This is a genomic window from Afipia sp. MLSD5-FHT05B12 (assembly GCF_058793355.1).
Genome location: NZ_JBXAFS010000001.1, coordinates 340,078 through 355,662, shown reverse-complemented (window position 1 = coordinate 355,662; position 15,585 = coordinate 340,078). Strand labels below are relative to the sequence as shown.

Sequence of the window (15,585 nt, the reverse complement as noted above, 5' to 3'; positions counted from 1 at the left end):
TCTCAAAAATTCCCTGGGCGCGGCGCATGAACGACCCCGGCCTGCTCCAGAGCATAAGCCACACGCAGGGCAATATCCTCTCGCCAGGGCGCCGCGATGATCTGCACCCCGATCGGCATGGGATCCAGCGGAACAGGGACAGCCGCCACCGGGAGACCGATAAACGAAACCGGCTGGGTGTAAATTCCAATGTTAGGCCGAACCAGCATCTCGACTCCATCCAGGACGAAGGTCGCCTGACCGATCTTCGGCGCAACGCAAGGCGTCGACGGCGCCAGAATCACATCGACAGTGTTGAACAATTCCACGACTTTCGCCCGGTACCAACGGCGAAATTTCTGCGCGCGGTCCACGTAGACAGCAGGAACCATTGCTCCGGCGAAGAGCCGATCCCGCACCGCAGGATCGAAATCGTGCGGACGGCTCCGCAACCGGTCGAGATGCAACGACGCGCCTTCGCTTGTCGTGATCACATAGGCCGCGGCACGGGCCCGCGCGGCTTCCGGAATTTCGACCTCATGCGTCACGGACAAAGCCTTGGCGACACGCGCCATGGCTTCCTGTGCCTCGGATGTAAGGGATGCCTTGAAATAACCTCCGGCGACGGCAATGCGCAGATCGCCGATCCCTTGTGCGAGTAACGGCGTCACGGGCTCCACCGGACGCCCCACACACGCTGCGTCGTCCGCATCAGGCCCTTGCATCGCATCGTAAGCGAGCGCCAGATCCCGGGCCGTTCGCGCAAATGGCCCTAGATGATCAAAACTCGCAACAAACGGAAACGACCGTGCGCGCGACAGCCTGCCATAAGTCGGCTTCAGGCCGAAGGTACCGCAGAATGACGAGGGGACGCGGATCGATCCATTGGTGTCGGAGCCTAGCGCCAGCGGTACGAGTCCGCCACCAACCGCGCTGCCGGAACCACCGGATGAACCACCGGACATCCGCGTTAGATCATGCGGATTGCGTGAAGGGCCGTCGTGAACGTTCTCTCCAGTGAAATCGTACGCATACTCGCCCATATTGAGCGCGCCGACCAGAACCGCGCCCGCGGCCTCCAGGCGTTCGATCAGCGTCGCATCGCGGCTGGAGGCGGCGCGATCACGGTTGATCTTCGATCCAGCGCGGGTCGGCAGACCTTCAATATCGAAGAGATTCTTCACTGCGAACGGCACGCCCGCGAGCGGACCTGCTCGACCGCCAGCAGCAAGTGCCGTATCAATCTTCCCTGCTGTTGCCCGCGCGCGGGTGGCAATCACTTCGGTAAATGAATTTAGGCTGGGATCACGCGTTGCGATTCGCGCCAGCGCTCCATTGGTCACGTCGATGGCTGACATCCTGCGGGACGAAACCGCATCGGCAATCTCTGATACCGATAACCACTCCATGTCCGGGATCAAGGTGGTATCAGGCTTCATAGGTATTCGCCGGCTCGACTTCATCGGGCAGCGGAAACTCCTGAACCATCCGCGCCATCTTCAACGAGACGTCCAGATTCGCGCGAACAGCAGGCTTCCAGGCCAGGTCAATCGGCAAGCCGAGGACCGCAGCTGCAGCATCGATGTAAGTATCCAGAGGATCAGTCGGAGGCATAGCTGTCTCAGCGGTTCTCAATGCACGGGAAGCGGCGGATGCGGGATCGCCGACAACAGTTCGCGAGTATAAGCATCCTGCGGCGCATCAAGCACAGTCTCGGTCGCTCCCTGCTCGACGATTCGCCCGCTTCGCATCACGATGACACGATCGCATAGGAGCCGCACCACATTCAGATCATGCGATACGAACAGATAGCTCATACCCATCGACTGCTTGAGATCCTGCAGCAAGTTCAGCACCACCGCCTGCACCGATACATCGAGCGCGGCGGTCGGTTCATCAAGAATGATCAGGTCTGGCTTCAGCGCAATGGCTCGCGCAATACCGACTCGCGCCTTCTGCCCGCCAGACATCTGGTGTGGGAAACGATCCAGCAAGGACAACGGCAAGCCTACCTGCTTCGCCAATTCTTCGCATCGCGCACGCAACGCATCGCCCCCTTTGAGGTCGCCGAGTTGCAGGATCGGGTCGGCAATAGCACGCGCTGCCGTAAAACGCGGATTAAGGCTGTCGGTAGGGTCCTGAAAGACCATCTGGATTCGCTTGCGCAGCGGTAATCGCGCAAAAGCATTGGGAAGAATGGCGCCAACGTCTTCGCCATCGAACACAATGCGCCCTGACGTCTGGTCGAGCAGGCGCATCACCATCATCGATGTGGTGGATTTCCCACAACCCGATTCACCGACAAGGCCGACGCTTTCGCCGCGGTTGACCGAAAAGCTGATACCATCCACGGCCCGAAATTGCTCCGGCTCGACGGGCGGCTTGCGGCCAAACAGTGAAGATAATGTCTTCGATACACCTTGACGTGGATACTCCTTGACCAGTTTTTCGACGACCAGAAGCGGCGCGGCATCTGCCTTTCCCACCGATGTCGTATCTGCTGAAGTCGGCAAAGCCGCCCTGTCTTCATCCGACAACAGATCTCGTAGCGAGACCCCGAGCCTCGGCGTCGCTCGCATCAACTTGCGGGTATAGGGATGCTCGGGTTTGACGAAAATATCATTCGATAGCGCCGTCTCAACGACATTTCCCTTCTCCATCACCACCACGCGGTCGCAGTAAGCAGCCGCGAGCCCGAGATCGTGCGTGATGAGGATGGTGGACATGCCGCGGCTTTTGGTCAGCTCCACGATCAGATCCATCACGGCCTTTTGTGTGGTGACATCAAGACCCGTGGTCGGTTCATCCGCGATCAGAAGCTGGGGATTGCAAGCCAGTGCGAGGGCAATGACAACACGCTGGCACATGCCGCCGGACAGCTCAAACGGATAGGCATGGTACCGCTCTCGCGGGCGCGCGATCTTCACCTGCTCAAGCGCCTCAATCGCCTTCTCGCCGCGATCATTGGACGTCGATTGAACATGCTGGCGCAGCACGTCCTCAATCTGGTCACCGACCTTTCGGATCGGATTGAGCGCGGCGCGCGGGTTCTGGAAAATCATGGACATCTCACGGCCACGCAGGTCGCGCATGTTCGCCTCGGACGCATTCTTGACGTCGATTCCGGAGAACATGATAGATCCGTCGGCAATCCTGCCGGCGCGATCGAGAATCCGCATCACCGCGTAGGACGTCACCGACTTGCCCGAACCGGACTCGCCGACGATGCCCAGTGTCTCGCCCTTGGCGACACTGACATTGACATGCTGAATCGCCCGCACGATGCCGCGCCGGGTCGCAAACTCCACTGTGAGATCATTGACGTCGAGCAACGGGGTCGCGGTCATGCGTTATGTCCTTCGCTGCGGATCGACGATGTCGCGCAATCCGTCGCCGAGCAGGTTGAAGCAAAACACCGCGATCATCAGCGCGAGGCCCGGAAAGAATGCGATCCACCATTCACCCGAGACCATGAAGGTAGCGCCTTCCGCGACCATGATCCCCCACTCGGCCGTCGGCGGGCGAACACCGAGCCCAATGAAGGAGAGGCCCGCGGCGTTAAGGATCGCGTATCCCATGGTCAGCGACATCTGCACAATCATGATCGGCATGATGTTGGGCAGGATATGAGCGAGCAGAATGCGATACTCGCTATTGCCGGACAATCGCGCAGCCTGCACGAAGCCGGCGTCACGGCGGACGTTGGCCTCAGCACGCGCCACACGAACGTAAAGCGGGAAATTCACGATGGCCGTGGCGAAGATGATGTTTTGTACAGTATTGCCGAGCGCGGCGACGATGCCCATCGCCAGCACGAACAACGGAAACGCCATGATGGTATCCGCGATGCGCCCCACGATGCGATCAGTCCAGCCACCGAAATAGCCAGCGGCAACCCCTGCGATGCCGCCCATAAGGAACACCAGTACAACTGAAGCAGCCGCGATGAAGAAGTCCAGCCGGGTTGCAACGACCACCCGGCTCAGAATGTCACGCCCGAGTTGATCGGTGCCGAACCAATGAGCTGCCGAAGGCGGCTTCAGCGCCTGTGCAGTATTACTGGCCAGCGGATCGTAAGGTACGATGGAAGGACCAAATACCGCTGCGACGATAATAAGGACAAGGAGCCCGAACGCGAAGGCCGTGACGAGGTTCTCGCCCAGAATGTATCGCGCGTGCTGGAGCGTGGCCTTGAAGCCCGAGGCCTGATTTGTTGATGCTATTTCGGCAACCGGCGCGACAGTGCTCATCCTTCCAACCTCACACGCGGATCGATGACGCCATAAAGAATGTCAATGACCAGGTTAAGCAGCACGTACATGACTGCCATCGTCAGCACGAAGCCCTGCACCGGCGCGAAGTCGGACGAGATCAATGCTTCGACCGCATAGGAGCCGATACCAGGCCATGCGAAGACTTTTTCCACCAGCACATTGGCGCCGAGCAGGAACGAAAAAACCATGCTCAGCGTAGTAATCACCGGCAGCATCGCGTTGCGAAATGCATAAGTGACGGTGACCTTGGAAGGCGACAATCCGCTGGCACGCGCGGTGCGGACGAAGTCCGATGCCAGAACAGCCAGCATGGAGGCGCGGGTCATGCGCGCGATAGGCGCCAGTGAAAAGATCGCAAGCGTTGCGGCAGGCAGGATCAACTGACTCAGCGCCGAGCGGAACGTCTCCATGTTTCGCGCGAGCAAGCTATCGATCAGGTAGAATCCGGTGACAGCAGGTGGCGCGCTTGCAAATACATCCAGACGCCCGAGCGGCGCCGGCGACCAACCAAGCTTGAAATAGAAGACATAGACCAGAACCAGGCCCGTAAAGAACACCGGCAGCGACACGCCAGCGGTTGTCAGTACCCGGCAAAGATGATCGATCCATGAGCCCGGCCGCGTGGCGGCGAGAATGCCCAGCGGAATCGCAATCGAGACAGCGATCAGCAGTCCGATCAGGGTCAGTTCCGCCGACGCCGGCAAACGATTGCGGATTTCCGTCGCAACTGGCTGGCCCGTGGTGAGCGAGTTACCGAAGTCACCTCTCGATAAATCCACAGTATAGCGGACGAACTGTTCGATCAGCGGCTTATCGAGACCAAGCTTCTTGCGAATTTGCTCGATGGCCTCCTTGGTCGCAGCGGGTCCCGCGAAATAGGCCGCCGGGTCACCCGGCAACGCACGGGTCAGAAGAAATGTGACAATCACGACCCCGATCAAACTCGGGATCGCAAAAGCCAGTCTTTTTCCGATCATGCCGAGCATGGAACGCCCCCGCCCTGACCTTTACGCCTTCACCAGTGCGCGATAGTCGAGTCGGCGGTGGAACCAGTACTGGTAACCCGAAACATTCTTCTGCATCGCGACGTTGACGTAAGGCTGATACAGCGGGATGCGCGGAATGTCGGCGTAAGCGAGATCGACGAAGCCCTTTACATCCTTGTCGTAAGCACTCGTGTCGCCGATCGCGGCCGCATCGACCGCACCGTTGATGTACTTGTCCATTTCCGGCGACTTGTAGCTCATCGTGTTGAAGATCGAATTCTTGCCGCTGTAGCACCAGATGAAAAAGTATTCGGGATAATCGAGCCAACCCGAGAATACGTTGGTGTAAAGCGGCAGCACCTTCTTGTTCAATTCCGTGCGCCAGTTGGCTCCAGGTATCTTGTTGATTGTGGTCTTGATGCCAATCTGGCCAAGACTTTCCTGAACCAGGATGCAAAGTGGCTCGTTGACACCGGCAAAACCGAGATCGAACGACAATGTGGTCTCGAAGCCGTTCGGATAGCCCGCCTCTGCGAGGAGAGCTTTGGCTTTTGCGATGTCGGTGTTGAATTTGTGCGGCTGTGGCCAAGCCACTTCCGTCCCGCCGGTGCCACCGAACATTGGCTTGGCGAGCCCGAACAGCACCGCGTCCATGATCTTCTGGTAAGGCAACGCATACGCGACTGCCTGACGCACCTTCGGATTATCGAACGGGGGCTGCGTGACGTTCATGCCGATGTACTGCACGCCGTTGGAATATGGCGTCGAGACAATATTGAGCTTGCCGGAATCCTTCAGCTCAACGAAGTCCTTGTTGGGCAGATCATAGGAAATGTCGGCATCGCCGCGCTCCAGTAGCGCACGCCGGTTGCCGGACTGCGGCACCATACGCCAGATGACGCGCTTGATCTTCGGCATTGGACCGCCGACCCAGTTCTCGTTACGCTCCATCACTACTTCGGTGCCTGCGGTCCAGCTCTTCACCTGATAGGCACCGGAGCCCGCGGTATTCTGCTTGGTGTACTCGAGACCCCACGGATCTTTCTCGGTCGCGCTTTTCTTCACGAGTTCGGAATTAACGATGCACGGTACGATCACCGCGAGATCGGGAATCGTGAGGCGATCCTTCTTCGCGAAATCCACGCGCACCGTATTGTCGTCAACGATAACGAACTGCTCCGGCTTGGTGAGCGAACCCGCGCTCATCTGGAAGGTCGGGAAGCCGCCGACGCTAACGGCACGGTCGAGCGACCATTTCACATCCTTCGCCGTCACCGGCGCGCCGTCGTGAAACGTCGCCTTTTTCTTCAGTTTGAATGTCACCGACATATCGCCGACATTCATATCCTCGGCCAGTTCAGGCTTGAACTTGTCGCGGTCGTAATACGGAACGCCGTTGGCGCCGGTTTTCATTTCATGGGTGATGAGGCGATCGTAACAATTCCAGGACACCTCGTACCCCGGCACATTCGTGCCGACACCGTGGATATCCAGATTGTTGGGTCCACTTTCAGAAACGATCAGCAGCGTTTCAGAACGCGCATCCGCCTTGGCAGCGGACCAGATCGCCGGCCCCGGTATCGCAGCACCTGCCGCCGCTCCGGTAACCGTCTTCAGAAAATCGCGACGCTTCATGATGTTCTCCAACGCGCTGAGATTTCGTTGGAGATGACCTCGCAAGCTTCATGCCAGATCTAAAGGAGGCATTAAAATACATATAAGATACTGAATTATAAAATGATTTTTTAAAATCTGGAAGCCCGGCGGGTTATTTGCAGCGCGACATAATTGCATACAAAGATGATAATATGCATATTTTTTGTGCGAGTTTTTTGAGATGCACGGGTTTTGCGCGTTGTTAACGCGATGCATGTTGCCATTCGATGCGAGCGATTTTCATTCGAATATTGTCGGGGCGAGAAGCGAACCTCTTAGCCGCGTAGATATGTCAATCGCCATCGGACGAGATCGTCCGCCCCGGGACCCGGTTGCGGCTGCAAGTCGTTCAGTTGAACGGTTTCGCCCGTGTCCTGATCAACCATCGCAAGCTTCACGGCGCCACCGGTCTTTCGATTGGTGAACTTAAGCGGCGGCCCGGCCCTCCCGGACACACCCCACTTGTCCCCCACCTGAACCAGCGCCTGCGTCAGGAGAACCGTATCCCTGCCCTTTCGAGTCAGAATGTACTCGTAGCGCTCCGGATTCACCTGATAGCGCCGCCGCTCGACCAGTTCGTTCTCTTCAAGATGCTTGAGCCGGTCAGACAGCGTTGCGTTGGTCACTCCGGTCGAGCGGCGCAAATCCTCATACTTGCTTAGACCGAATGAGAGGTCGCGCAAAATCAGCACGGCCCATCGATCGCCGATCGCGGCCAATACGCCGGCGATCGAACACGCCATTCCCTCAAAGCCTTTTGACTTCATAAAAGTACTTGCCTCCTTATAACTCTTATCATTAGAGTGACTAGTCGTCCAGTCCTATCGGTACTGGACTGAGACGACGCGAAGCAACGGCATCGCAAAAAACGGTTTAGGGACGGCAAACATGAGCAAGCTTCGCGACCTTGTGATCGATGCACACGGAGGCATTGATCGTTGGAATAAAGTGAGAGCCATCGAAGGCGATATGTCCATCACTGGCCTGCTCTGGGCAAGAAAGGGCTGGCCCGATGCCCTTAAGGACATCCACGTCACCGTCGATACCAAGCTGCAATCGACCAGCTATCGCCCGTTCACGGACCCGAATAAGCGCAGCATCTATCGGCCAAACCATACGGCCGTTGAAACCCTGGACGGGCAAGTGCTTGACGAACGGCGCGATCCGCGCTCCGCATTCGAAGGCCACAAGCCGGAAACACCATGGGATGCCCTCCATCTGGCGTACTTCAGCGGCTACGCGATGTGGAATTATCTCTGCACGCCCTTCATTTTCGCGTTGCCGGGATTCAAAACTGAAGAAATAGACCCTTGGAATGAAAACGGCGAATGCCGCCGCAGACTCAAGGTGACTTTCCCCGACACCATTGCCACCCACTGCTCCGAACAGATCTTTCATATCAATGGCTACGGTCTGGTCTGCCGGCTGGACTACGGTGCGGAGGTCACAAGCAACATTCCCACGGCCCACTATGTCGAGGACTACAAGACGTTCGACGGCATCAAAATCGCGACCAAGCGGCGCGCGCTTCGCCGTAATCCGGATGGCACCGCGGTGCCTGCACCTGTCGCCGTCGCCATCGATATAGCAAACATCAGCTTCGCCTGAAGCAAGGGCCGTATCCGCCAAATCAAACAGCCGCTGAAGACGGCATCACGCATATCGGAGGAACAAGTGGTAGAGACCAACGAAAAACGCCACACAGTGACGTTGACCGTCAACGGCATACGCCAGACCGCCTCGGTGGAGGCGCGGAAACTGCTGGTCCATCTGCTCCGGGATGATCTGAATCTGACCGGCACGCATGTCGGCTGCGACACTTCGCAGTGCGGCGCCTGCACCGTCGACATCGATGGACAGGCGGTCAAATCCTGCACAGTTCTCGCTGTCATGGCCGACGGAACGTCCATCACGACAATCGAAGGCCTCGCGTCGGCTGGCGGCGCTCTGCATCCAATTCAAGAGGCGTTCCACGAACATCATGCCTTGCAATGCGGTTTCTGCACGCCTGGAATGATCATGAGCGTCCGCCAGTTGCTCAAGCAGAACCCGGATCCCACCGAAGACGAAATCCGTCACAACCTCACCGGCAATATCTGCCGTTGCACCGGCTACCACAACATCGTGCGCGCAGTTGAATCGCTCGCAGCAGAGGCACACGGTCATGACTGAAACAGCCACCATCAAGTACATGGGTCAGCCGCTGCGGCGGCGCGAAGACTTCAAATTCATTACCGGCAAGGGACGCTACACGGACGACATGAAATCGCCGGGCATGCTTCATATGGCGATTCTCCGTTCGCCGCACGCCCATGCCATTATCAAGCATGTTGATCTCTCCGCAGCTCAGACAGCCCCAGGCGTTCGCCTTGTTTTGTCCGGTTCCGACCTCGTTGGTAAGATTGGCTCGATCGCTCCCAACTGGATTATTCCGGGAACCAAGGTCCCGGATCGTCCGGTCGTTGCGGTGGATCGTGTCCGCTTCGTCGGGGAATGCGTTGCGGTCGTCGTTGCTGAGACGCAGGCGCTGGCTCACGATGCCGTCGGACTGATCGAAATTGATTACGAGACGCTGCCAGCAGTTGTCGACGAAGAGGCCGCGATCCGCGAGGGCGCGCCGCAACTCCACGACAACGTGCCTAGAAACATTACAACGCTCTACAAGGCCGGCGGCGGCGAGTACAAGAAAGCCGCAAGCGAAGCGGACCATGTCATCAAGCTTCGTGTGATTAACAACCGCTTGATTCCAACCTGTATGGAGACGCGCTCCATCCTCGCCGAGCCGAATGTTGACGGAACACTGACCGTCAACATCCAAAGCCAGGTGCCTCACATGCACCGGCGCTGGATCGCCGAAACCGTCGGCATTCCCGAGCACCAGCTCCGAATCGTCGCGCCTGACATCGGCGGCGGATTCGGTGCAAAGATGCATCTTTATCCAGAGGAACTGCTCTGCCCTTATCTCGCGCGTCAGCTTGGTGTTCCGGTGAAGTGGTGGGAGTCCCGCTCGGAAAGCCATCAATCCACCAGCCACGGACGCGCCCATACCGAGACCATTGAAGTCGCATTCCGGAACGATGGAAAGATTCTTGGACTGAGAGTTGAAACACTCGGCAACGTCGGGGCCTATCTGTCGAACATGGCGTCCGGCGGACCGACGGTGAATACGATCAACTTCGGCACCGGCACCTACAAGATCGACAACTACGAGGCATTCTCCAGGGTAGTTGTAACCAATACCGTTCCGGTCGATGCTTATCGCGGATACGGCCGTCCTGAGGCGGGATACATCGCGGAGCGCGCCATCGACGCGGTTGCACGTCACCTCAAGCTCGATCAGGTCGAGGTGCGGCGACGAAATTTCATTCAGCGCGCCGACTTTCCGCACCGCCCCTATAACGGTACGGCCGTGATTTACGACAGCGGTAACTACGAAGGCTTGCTGGCAAAAGCTCTGGATGCATTCAAGTACGACGAGCGGATCGCCGAACGAGATCAATTGCGCAGCCAGGGCCGCTATCGCGGTATCGGCGTCGCGGCCTATACCCATATGTGTGGCATGGCGCCATCTCGCCGCCTCGGACCAGGCGGATTTGATCGGGGAGGCTGGGAAAGCGCTCGAGTGAGCATCGACTCGAGCGGTCGTGCCACAATCTTTTCCGGTTCGATGAGCCAGGGTCATGGCCACAACACATCATTGGCACAGATCGCGGCCGATGTTCTTCAACTCCCGATCGAGAACATCGACATCGTGCAAGGCGATACGCGGCAGGTTCAGGCCGGCCACGGCACTTTCAACTCCCGCTCCATGGCCGTCGGCGGATCGAGCGTTCACGTCTCGTCACAGCGTGTTGTTGCCAAGGCCAAGAAGATCGCGGCGAGCATGCTGGAGGTAGACGAAAAGGATATTTCCTACCAGGCCGGGCAATTTAGCGTTCCGGGTACGGACATCGCACCGCTAAGCTTCGGCAAGGTCGCCCGCATGGCCTATGTAGGGCACAAGCTTCCTGACGGATTGGAACCAGGCCTTGACGAAACGGTGTTTTACGATCCGACCGGCATGGGGTCGCCCTCAGGCATTCATATGGCTTATATCGAGGTCGATCCTGAAACCGGAATCGTCGATGTTCTCGATTACGTAGCGGTGGATGATGTCGGCACGATCATCAATCCCCTTCTCGCCGCTGGACAAATTCATGGCGGCGTCGTGCAGGGCATCGCGCAGGCCCTTTACGAAGAAGTGAGTTATGATTCCGACACCGGGCAATTGATGACCGGCTCATTGCTGGACTATGCAGTTCCGCGCGCGGAGCATGTTCCAAACATACGGTCGTCGTTTCAGGAAACGCCATCTCCAACCAATCCGATCGGCGTCAAGGGTATCGGCGAAAGCGGTGCGATCGCGGCGCCACCATGCATGGTTCATGCGGTACTCGACGCGCTGTCACCGTTCAAAATCCTGCATTTAGATATGCCGATGACGCCGCCGCGCATCTGGTCCGCGGTTAAAAATGCACGCGCAGGAGGAAGCCAATGATCCCGGCATCGTTTGACTATGTTCGAGCAACCTCGCTCTCCGAGGTGATCAGCCTGTTGCAGAAAGACCCCGATGGCAACAAGCTTGTGGCTGGTGGCCACACGCTGATCCCGACATTGAAGCTGCGGCTGGCGTCGCCTGCGTTGCTGATCGATATCGGCGGCATCGAAGAACTGAGAGGAATCGAAATTGGCGACCGGATCAGGATCGGGGCGCTGACCAAACATGCTGAACTCCTCGCGTCCAAGGAGCTGTACGACGTACTGCCGATCTTTCGTCAAACTGCGGACATCATCGCTGATCCACAGGTGCGTAATCGCGGCACGATCGGCGGCTCGCTGGCCAACGCGGATCCGGCGGCCGACTGGCCAGCCGTTGTCATCGCACTCAAGGCAGAATTGGAGATCGCAGGCCCCAGTGGCTCCCGGCGCATCGGCGCAACGGATTTCTTTGTCGATATTTTCACAACTGCGCTGGAAGCCGGCGAGGTCCTGGTGGCGGTCGATATTCCCCGCCCTGATGCGGGGACTGAGTTCAGGTACCGAAAAATCCGGCACCCTGCGAGCGGCTATGCCGTTGTCGGCGTAGCCGTTGGTGTATCCTTGGAGAATGGGGTCGTCTTGAATGCCGCTATCGGCGTCACCGGCGCCGCCGGTCATGCTTTTGCGGCCGATGCGGCAACCGGCTATCTGATCGGGAAAGCTCTTAAGCGTGAGACCATCGAAACGGCCGCACGGCTTGCAAGCGAGCAAGCCCCATGCCTGTCCGACCACTATGCGTCGGCCGAATATCGCCAACATCTCATCAGGACAGAGGTCACACGAGCGCTGACATCTCTGATTGAGGCAGCGTGATCACTGATGCGGGCGCGCAGCCAAGTTGCGCGCCCAGGCGATCTATTTTCTGTTCCGTTTCGATGGGGAAGCACGACCCTTTGCGTCTGTCTTGTCCCCGCCGGTATCAGGACGAGCGGCGACCGCACCAAACCTCTTCCGGTTAAACGAGACAGCGCCGGAGCCAGCAACAATTTCGATATCTTCTAGGCGGAGCGGTTTACCCCGCGCGGTCAGCAATTCGGGATACTGGATTTCCTGCCCATTGGAACGGTCATGGAAAACGACCTGCGGTCCGGCAGGCTCAGCCAGCCAGTCATCCCCCCATTTTTTGAGCGCCAGATAGGTCGGAAAGAAATCCCGGCCCTTTTCCGTCAACACATACTCATACCGACCAGCATGTTCAGGCAGAGGAACACGGGTCATAATCCCGGCATCGACGAGCTTCTTCAGGCGGGTGCTGAGAATGTTCGGCGCTAAACCGACATAGTACTGGAATTCATCGAAGCGTTTGACACCGTAATAAGCCTCGCGCAGCAGCAGGATCGACCACCTGTCTCCCACCGCTTCCATGGCGCGTGCCACCGAACATTCCTTGTTGGCAATACGGCTTCGCTTCACATCGGCCATTTGCAGTCTTTCATTCCTCGAATCTTGTCCTCACAATATGGAGCCCGATACTCGACTGTCCAGCGCCCTCCTGCCCGCTTTTAGTAGAGTTTTTGAACCTCGTACTCTTCCATCCCCGGCCCGCTCAAGGACCTGAGGCAGCGTCTATAATCGTGCCGAACGGCTGCCACCGCTCACCCACCAGACGGCGGAGTTGCATGGATTTTATGGGGGCCAGATTATCCGGGCTGGTGCTGACTTTGATTCCCGGCATCAACATGTCGATCTCAAAATTCCGGATGTTTGAAGCCTGACGCATGACGTTGTCGCGCGTGAGGTCATCGCCTGCCTGCTTCAGCACCTGTATCATCGTTTGCGCCATGACATAGCCCTGCGTATTACCTGTCGCGGCCACATCGGCCCCGGGATAGTATTTTTCCAGAAAGGCGAGGTAAGCCTTGACGCCCGGATCACTTGCCATCGCGGGATCGGTCGCGTCCTTCAGGAACCCGCCGCTGATAATGCCTTGCGAAACATCGAATCCCGCAGGTTTGATGACACTTCCAATCGAAGCTGAAGGAATGTTGAGAATATGGACCGGTTTCCATCCAAGCTCCGCAATCTTCCGGATCGCCTGGGCTGCGAATTTCGGGCCGGTAAAATTCAAGAAGATATCGGCGCCGCTGGCCTTCAGCGCGACGACCTGGGAATCAACTGTCGGGACTGAAACTTCATAACTCGCCTCTGCCACGATCATCGAGACTCTCGCGCCAAGACCCTGCTTCAGTCCATTCAGGATGTCCTTGCCGTAATCATCGTTCTGGTAGAGGACCGCGACTTTTCCGCCCGGATGATTGGCCGCAATGTATTGGCCGTAAACTCTCCCCTCGGTCAGAAACGACGGCTGGAATCCGGTGGTCCAAGGAAAGTTCTTGGGGTCGTTCCATTTCGACCCGCCTCCGCCGACAAAGAGATGGGGCACCTTCCTGGCATTCACATACTTATGGATGGCAGTGTTGGTCGGAACGCCAAACATACTGAACAGCAGCAGGACTTCATCATTCTCGACCAGTCTGCGGGTTTGCTCTACTGTCTTGGGCGGACTGTAGGCATCGTCGTAACTGATGAATTTGATCTTGCGCCCGTTCACGCCACCTTCGGTATTCACCTTTTCAAAGTATGCCGCCTCAGCTTTGCCAAGCAGACCCCAAGCGGAGCCCTGCCCGCTATAGGGCATGGTATTGCCAATCTTGATTTCGCTGTCAGTTGCGCCGGTGTCGTATTTCTTATCCGCGGCACTGGCATTGCCACAGGCAAATACCGCAGCCACCGCAAAATATGTCATGAACGTTATCAAGCGCATCTCAGCAATCTCCAGACAGAGTTGTTCGCTTTCGGCCGCGCATGATGCGCGACCGATGGTCTCGACCCAGGAAACGGGGAATAATCAGGCCGCCTGGCCGGATTCCTTTGCTTTCGCAGACGACTCTGGCTGCGATGCGCGAGGATGTGTCACCAGCACACCGGCCTCCGCCAATCGCTTCAACTCCGCCTCGCTGATACCGAGCTCGCTGAACACCACGTAGTTATGCTCACCCTGGAAAGCGGGTGTTCCAATAGGTGTCAGTTCTTCATCGGAGAAGTGCCACGGCCGGCCCGGCAGACGATATTCGCCGCCACTACGATCCGACACGTGCTGGACCGCACCCCAGTATTCGCTCCACTCCGATTTGATCAGATCCTTGGTCGAGCGAATCTCACCCATCGCTATCTTGGCCTCATCGAACTGGGCATCGAGCGTCGCCATGTCCGGAAAGGTCAACATCCACGACTGAATGATCTGGTGCAGCGCACCAAAATTCAGGCGGCGTGCTGCGGCCGACGAGAACCGAGGATCATCCATCAGATCGACGCGGCGCATGGCGCGCAGCCAGGAGGGAAACGTGCGGCTGCCAACGATGCTGGTCGCGACCGTGAAATGCTCGCCATTCGGACCAGTAAAGAACGAACAGTCGGTGGCGCCGAGAATCGCCGGCTCCGCGCCAATATCATCATCTGACATATCGAGATGGGCACGTTCATTGATCGCAAGCAGCGTCGCTGCCATAGCTACATCGATGTACTGGCCCTTACCCGTCTTCTGACGGCTGTTGAGAGCGGCAAGAATCGCGATCACCGCCTGCAGACCGGTATAGACATCAGCATGCGACAGGCTGTCGGTGCGCGGCTCCGCAAGCGCTTCGCCGTAATGGCGGACGCTGTTGTGCGTGAACCCCGCTTCGGCTTGCACTGTCGGCGCGTAGGCCATTCGGCTGCGCCACGGGCCGCTCTGACCGTACCCCGTGATGGACGCATAAATCAGCCGCGGATTGCGCTTTGACAACGTCTCGTAGTCGAGGCCAAAGAAACCGAGCGTTCCCGCGCGGAAATTCTCCACCACGATGTCGGCCGTATCGCACAGTTTCAGCGCCAGTTCGTAAGCACCCGGCAGGTTCAGATTGATGCTGACATTGCGCTTTCCGGCGTTCTGCTGGGCGTAATAGCCGGACATGCCGTCCGTCGATGGAAACGCGAAGCGCGACACATCCGGGCTCGGCGGCTCGATCTTGATGACCTCGGCGCCGAGATCCTGCAATGTACGTGCGCACAGGGGACCCGCCAGCACGCGGGAAAAATCGACGATCCGGATTCCGTCAAGAGGACCACTCATG

14 protein-coding genes are annotated in these 15,585 nt (G+C 58.0%); 4 read left to right on the top strand and 10 right to left on the bottom strand.

Annotated features, from left to right (window positions below):
• Positions 1-2: 2 nt before the first annotated feature.
• The 7 genes from AC1Q6J_RS01525 to AC1Q6J_RS01495 form a co-directional block, all read right to left on the bottom strand.
• Positions 3-1,418, bottom strand: coding sequence for an AtzE family amidohydrolase (locus AC1Q6J_RS01525; RefSeq protein ID WP_492277557.1), 1,416 nt, complete (start codon positions 1,416-1,418; stop codon positions 3-5).
• A complete protein-coding gene (locus tag AC1Q6J_RS01520; RefSeq protein WP_492277556.1) occupies positions 1,408-1,593 on the bottom strand; it encodes a DUF4089 domain-containing protein in 186 nt (61 codons plus the stop codon). Before AC1Q6J_RS01520 ends, AC1Q6J_RS01525 begins: the two co-directional genes overlap by 11 nt.
• 17 nt (positions 1,594-1,610) lie before the next feature.
• Entirely contained in the window at positions 1,611-3,326 is a 1,716-nt protein-coding gene (locus AC1Q6J_RS01515; protein WP_492277555.1) for a dipeptide ABC transporter ATP-binding protein, read from the bottom strand.
• A gap of 3 nt (positions 3,327-3,329) precedes the next feature.
• Positions 3,330-4,229, bottom strand: a complete 900-nt coding sequence (locus AC1Q6J_RS01510; RefSeq protein WP_492277554.1) for an ABC transporter permease — start codon at positions 4,227-4,229, stop codon at positions 3,330-3,332.
• Positions 4,226-5,239, bottom strand: a complete 1,014-nt coding sequence (locus AC1Q6J_RS01505) for an ABC transporter permease (RefSeq protein ID WP_492277553.1) — start codon at positions 5,237-5,239, stop codon at positions 4,226-4,228. The genes AC1Q6J_RS01510 and AC1Q6J_RS01505 overlap by 4 nt, the downstream gene beginning before the upstream one ends.
• Before the next feature lie 21 nt (positions 5,240-5,260).
• Positions 5,261-6,874 (bottom strand): ABC transporter substrate-binding protein, encoded by a 1,614-nt coding sequence (locus AC1Q6J_RS01500; protein WP_492277552.1) that lies wholly within the window; start codon positions 6,872-6,874, stop codon positions 5,261-5,263.
• Between the two features lie 296 nt (positions 6,875-7,170).
• Positions 7,171-7,662 carry a winged helix-turn-helix transcriptional regulator gene (locus AC1Q6J_RS01495; RefSeq protein WP_492277551.1) on the bottom strand — a complete coding sequence of 164 codons (492 nt, stop codon included), beginning with the start codon at positions 7,660-7,662 and terminating at the stop codon, positions 7,171-7,173.
• Positions 7,663-7,783: 121 nt separating this feature from the next.
• Here AC1Q6J_RS01495 and AC1Q6J_RS01490 point away from each other — a divergent pair, with 121 nt between their 5' ends.
• The 4 genes from AC1Q6J_RS01490 (at position 7,784) to AC1Q6J_RS01475 (ending at position 12,286) form a co-directional block, all read left to right on the top strand.
• A complete protein-coding gene (locus AC1Q6J_RS01490) occupies positions 7,784-8,503 on the top strand; it encodes a hypothetical protein (protein ID WP_492277550.1) in 720 nt (239 codons plus the stop codon).
• Between the two features lie 66 nt (positions 8,504-8,569).
• Entirely contained in the window at positions 8,570-9,067 is a 498-nt protein-coding gene (locus tag AC1Q6J_RS01485; RefSeq protein WP_492277549.1) for a (2Fe-2S)-binding protein, read from the top strand.
• Positions 9,060-11,432, top strand: a complete 2,373-nt coding sequence (locus AC1Q6J_RS01480; protein ID WP_492277548.1) for a xanthine dehydrogenase family protein molybdopterin-binding subunit — start codon at positions 9,060-9,062, stop codon at positions 11,430-11,432. Before AC1Q6J_RS01485 ends, AC1Q6J_RS01480 begins: the two co-directional genes overlap by 8 nt.
• The gene (locus tag AC1Q6J_RS01475) at positions 11,429-12,286 is read left to right on the top strand and encodes an FAD binding domain-containing protein (protein WP_492277547.1); all 858 of its coding nucleotides are present in this window, start codon (positions 11,429-11,431) and stop codon (positions 12,284-12,286) included. The genes AC1Q6J_RS01480 and AC1Q6J_RS01475 overlap by 4 nt, the downstream gene beginning before the upstream one ends.
• Positions 12,287-12,328: 42 nt before the next feature.
• On the opposite strand, the gene AC1Q6J_RS01470 is transcribed toward AC1Q6J_RS01475, so the two are convergent.
• The 3 genes from AC1Q6J_RS01470 to AC1Q6J_RS01460 all read right to left on the bottom strand — a co-directional run bounded on the left by AC1Q6J_RS01470 (position 12,329) and on the right by AC1Q6J_RS01460 (position 15,584).
• Positions 12,329-12,895 carry a winged helix-turn-helix transcriptional regulator gene (locus AC1Q6J_RS01470; protein ID WP_492277546.1) on the bottom strand — a complete coding sequence of 189 codons (567 nt, stop codon included), beginning with the start codon at positions 12,893-12,895 and terminating at the stop codon, positions 12,329-12,331.
• Between the two features lie 124 nt (positions 12,896-13,019).
• A complete protein-coding gene (locus tag AC1Q6J_RS01465) occupies positions 13,020-14,219 on the bottom strand; it encodes an ABC transporter substrate-binding protein (RefSeq protein WP_492277545.1) in 1,200 nt (399 codons plus the stop codon).
• Positions 14,220-14,321: 102 nt separating this feature from the next.
• Positions 14,322-15,584, bottom strand: coding sequence for a CaiB/BaiF CoA transferase family protein (locus AC1Q6J_RS01460; protein ID WP_492277544.1), 1,263 nt, complete (start codon positions 15,582-15,584; stop codon positions 14,322-14,324).
• Between the last annotated feature and the right edge of the window lies 1 nt (position 15,585).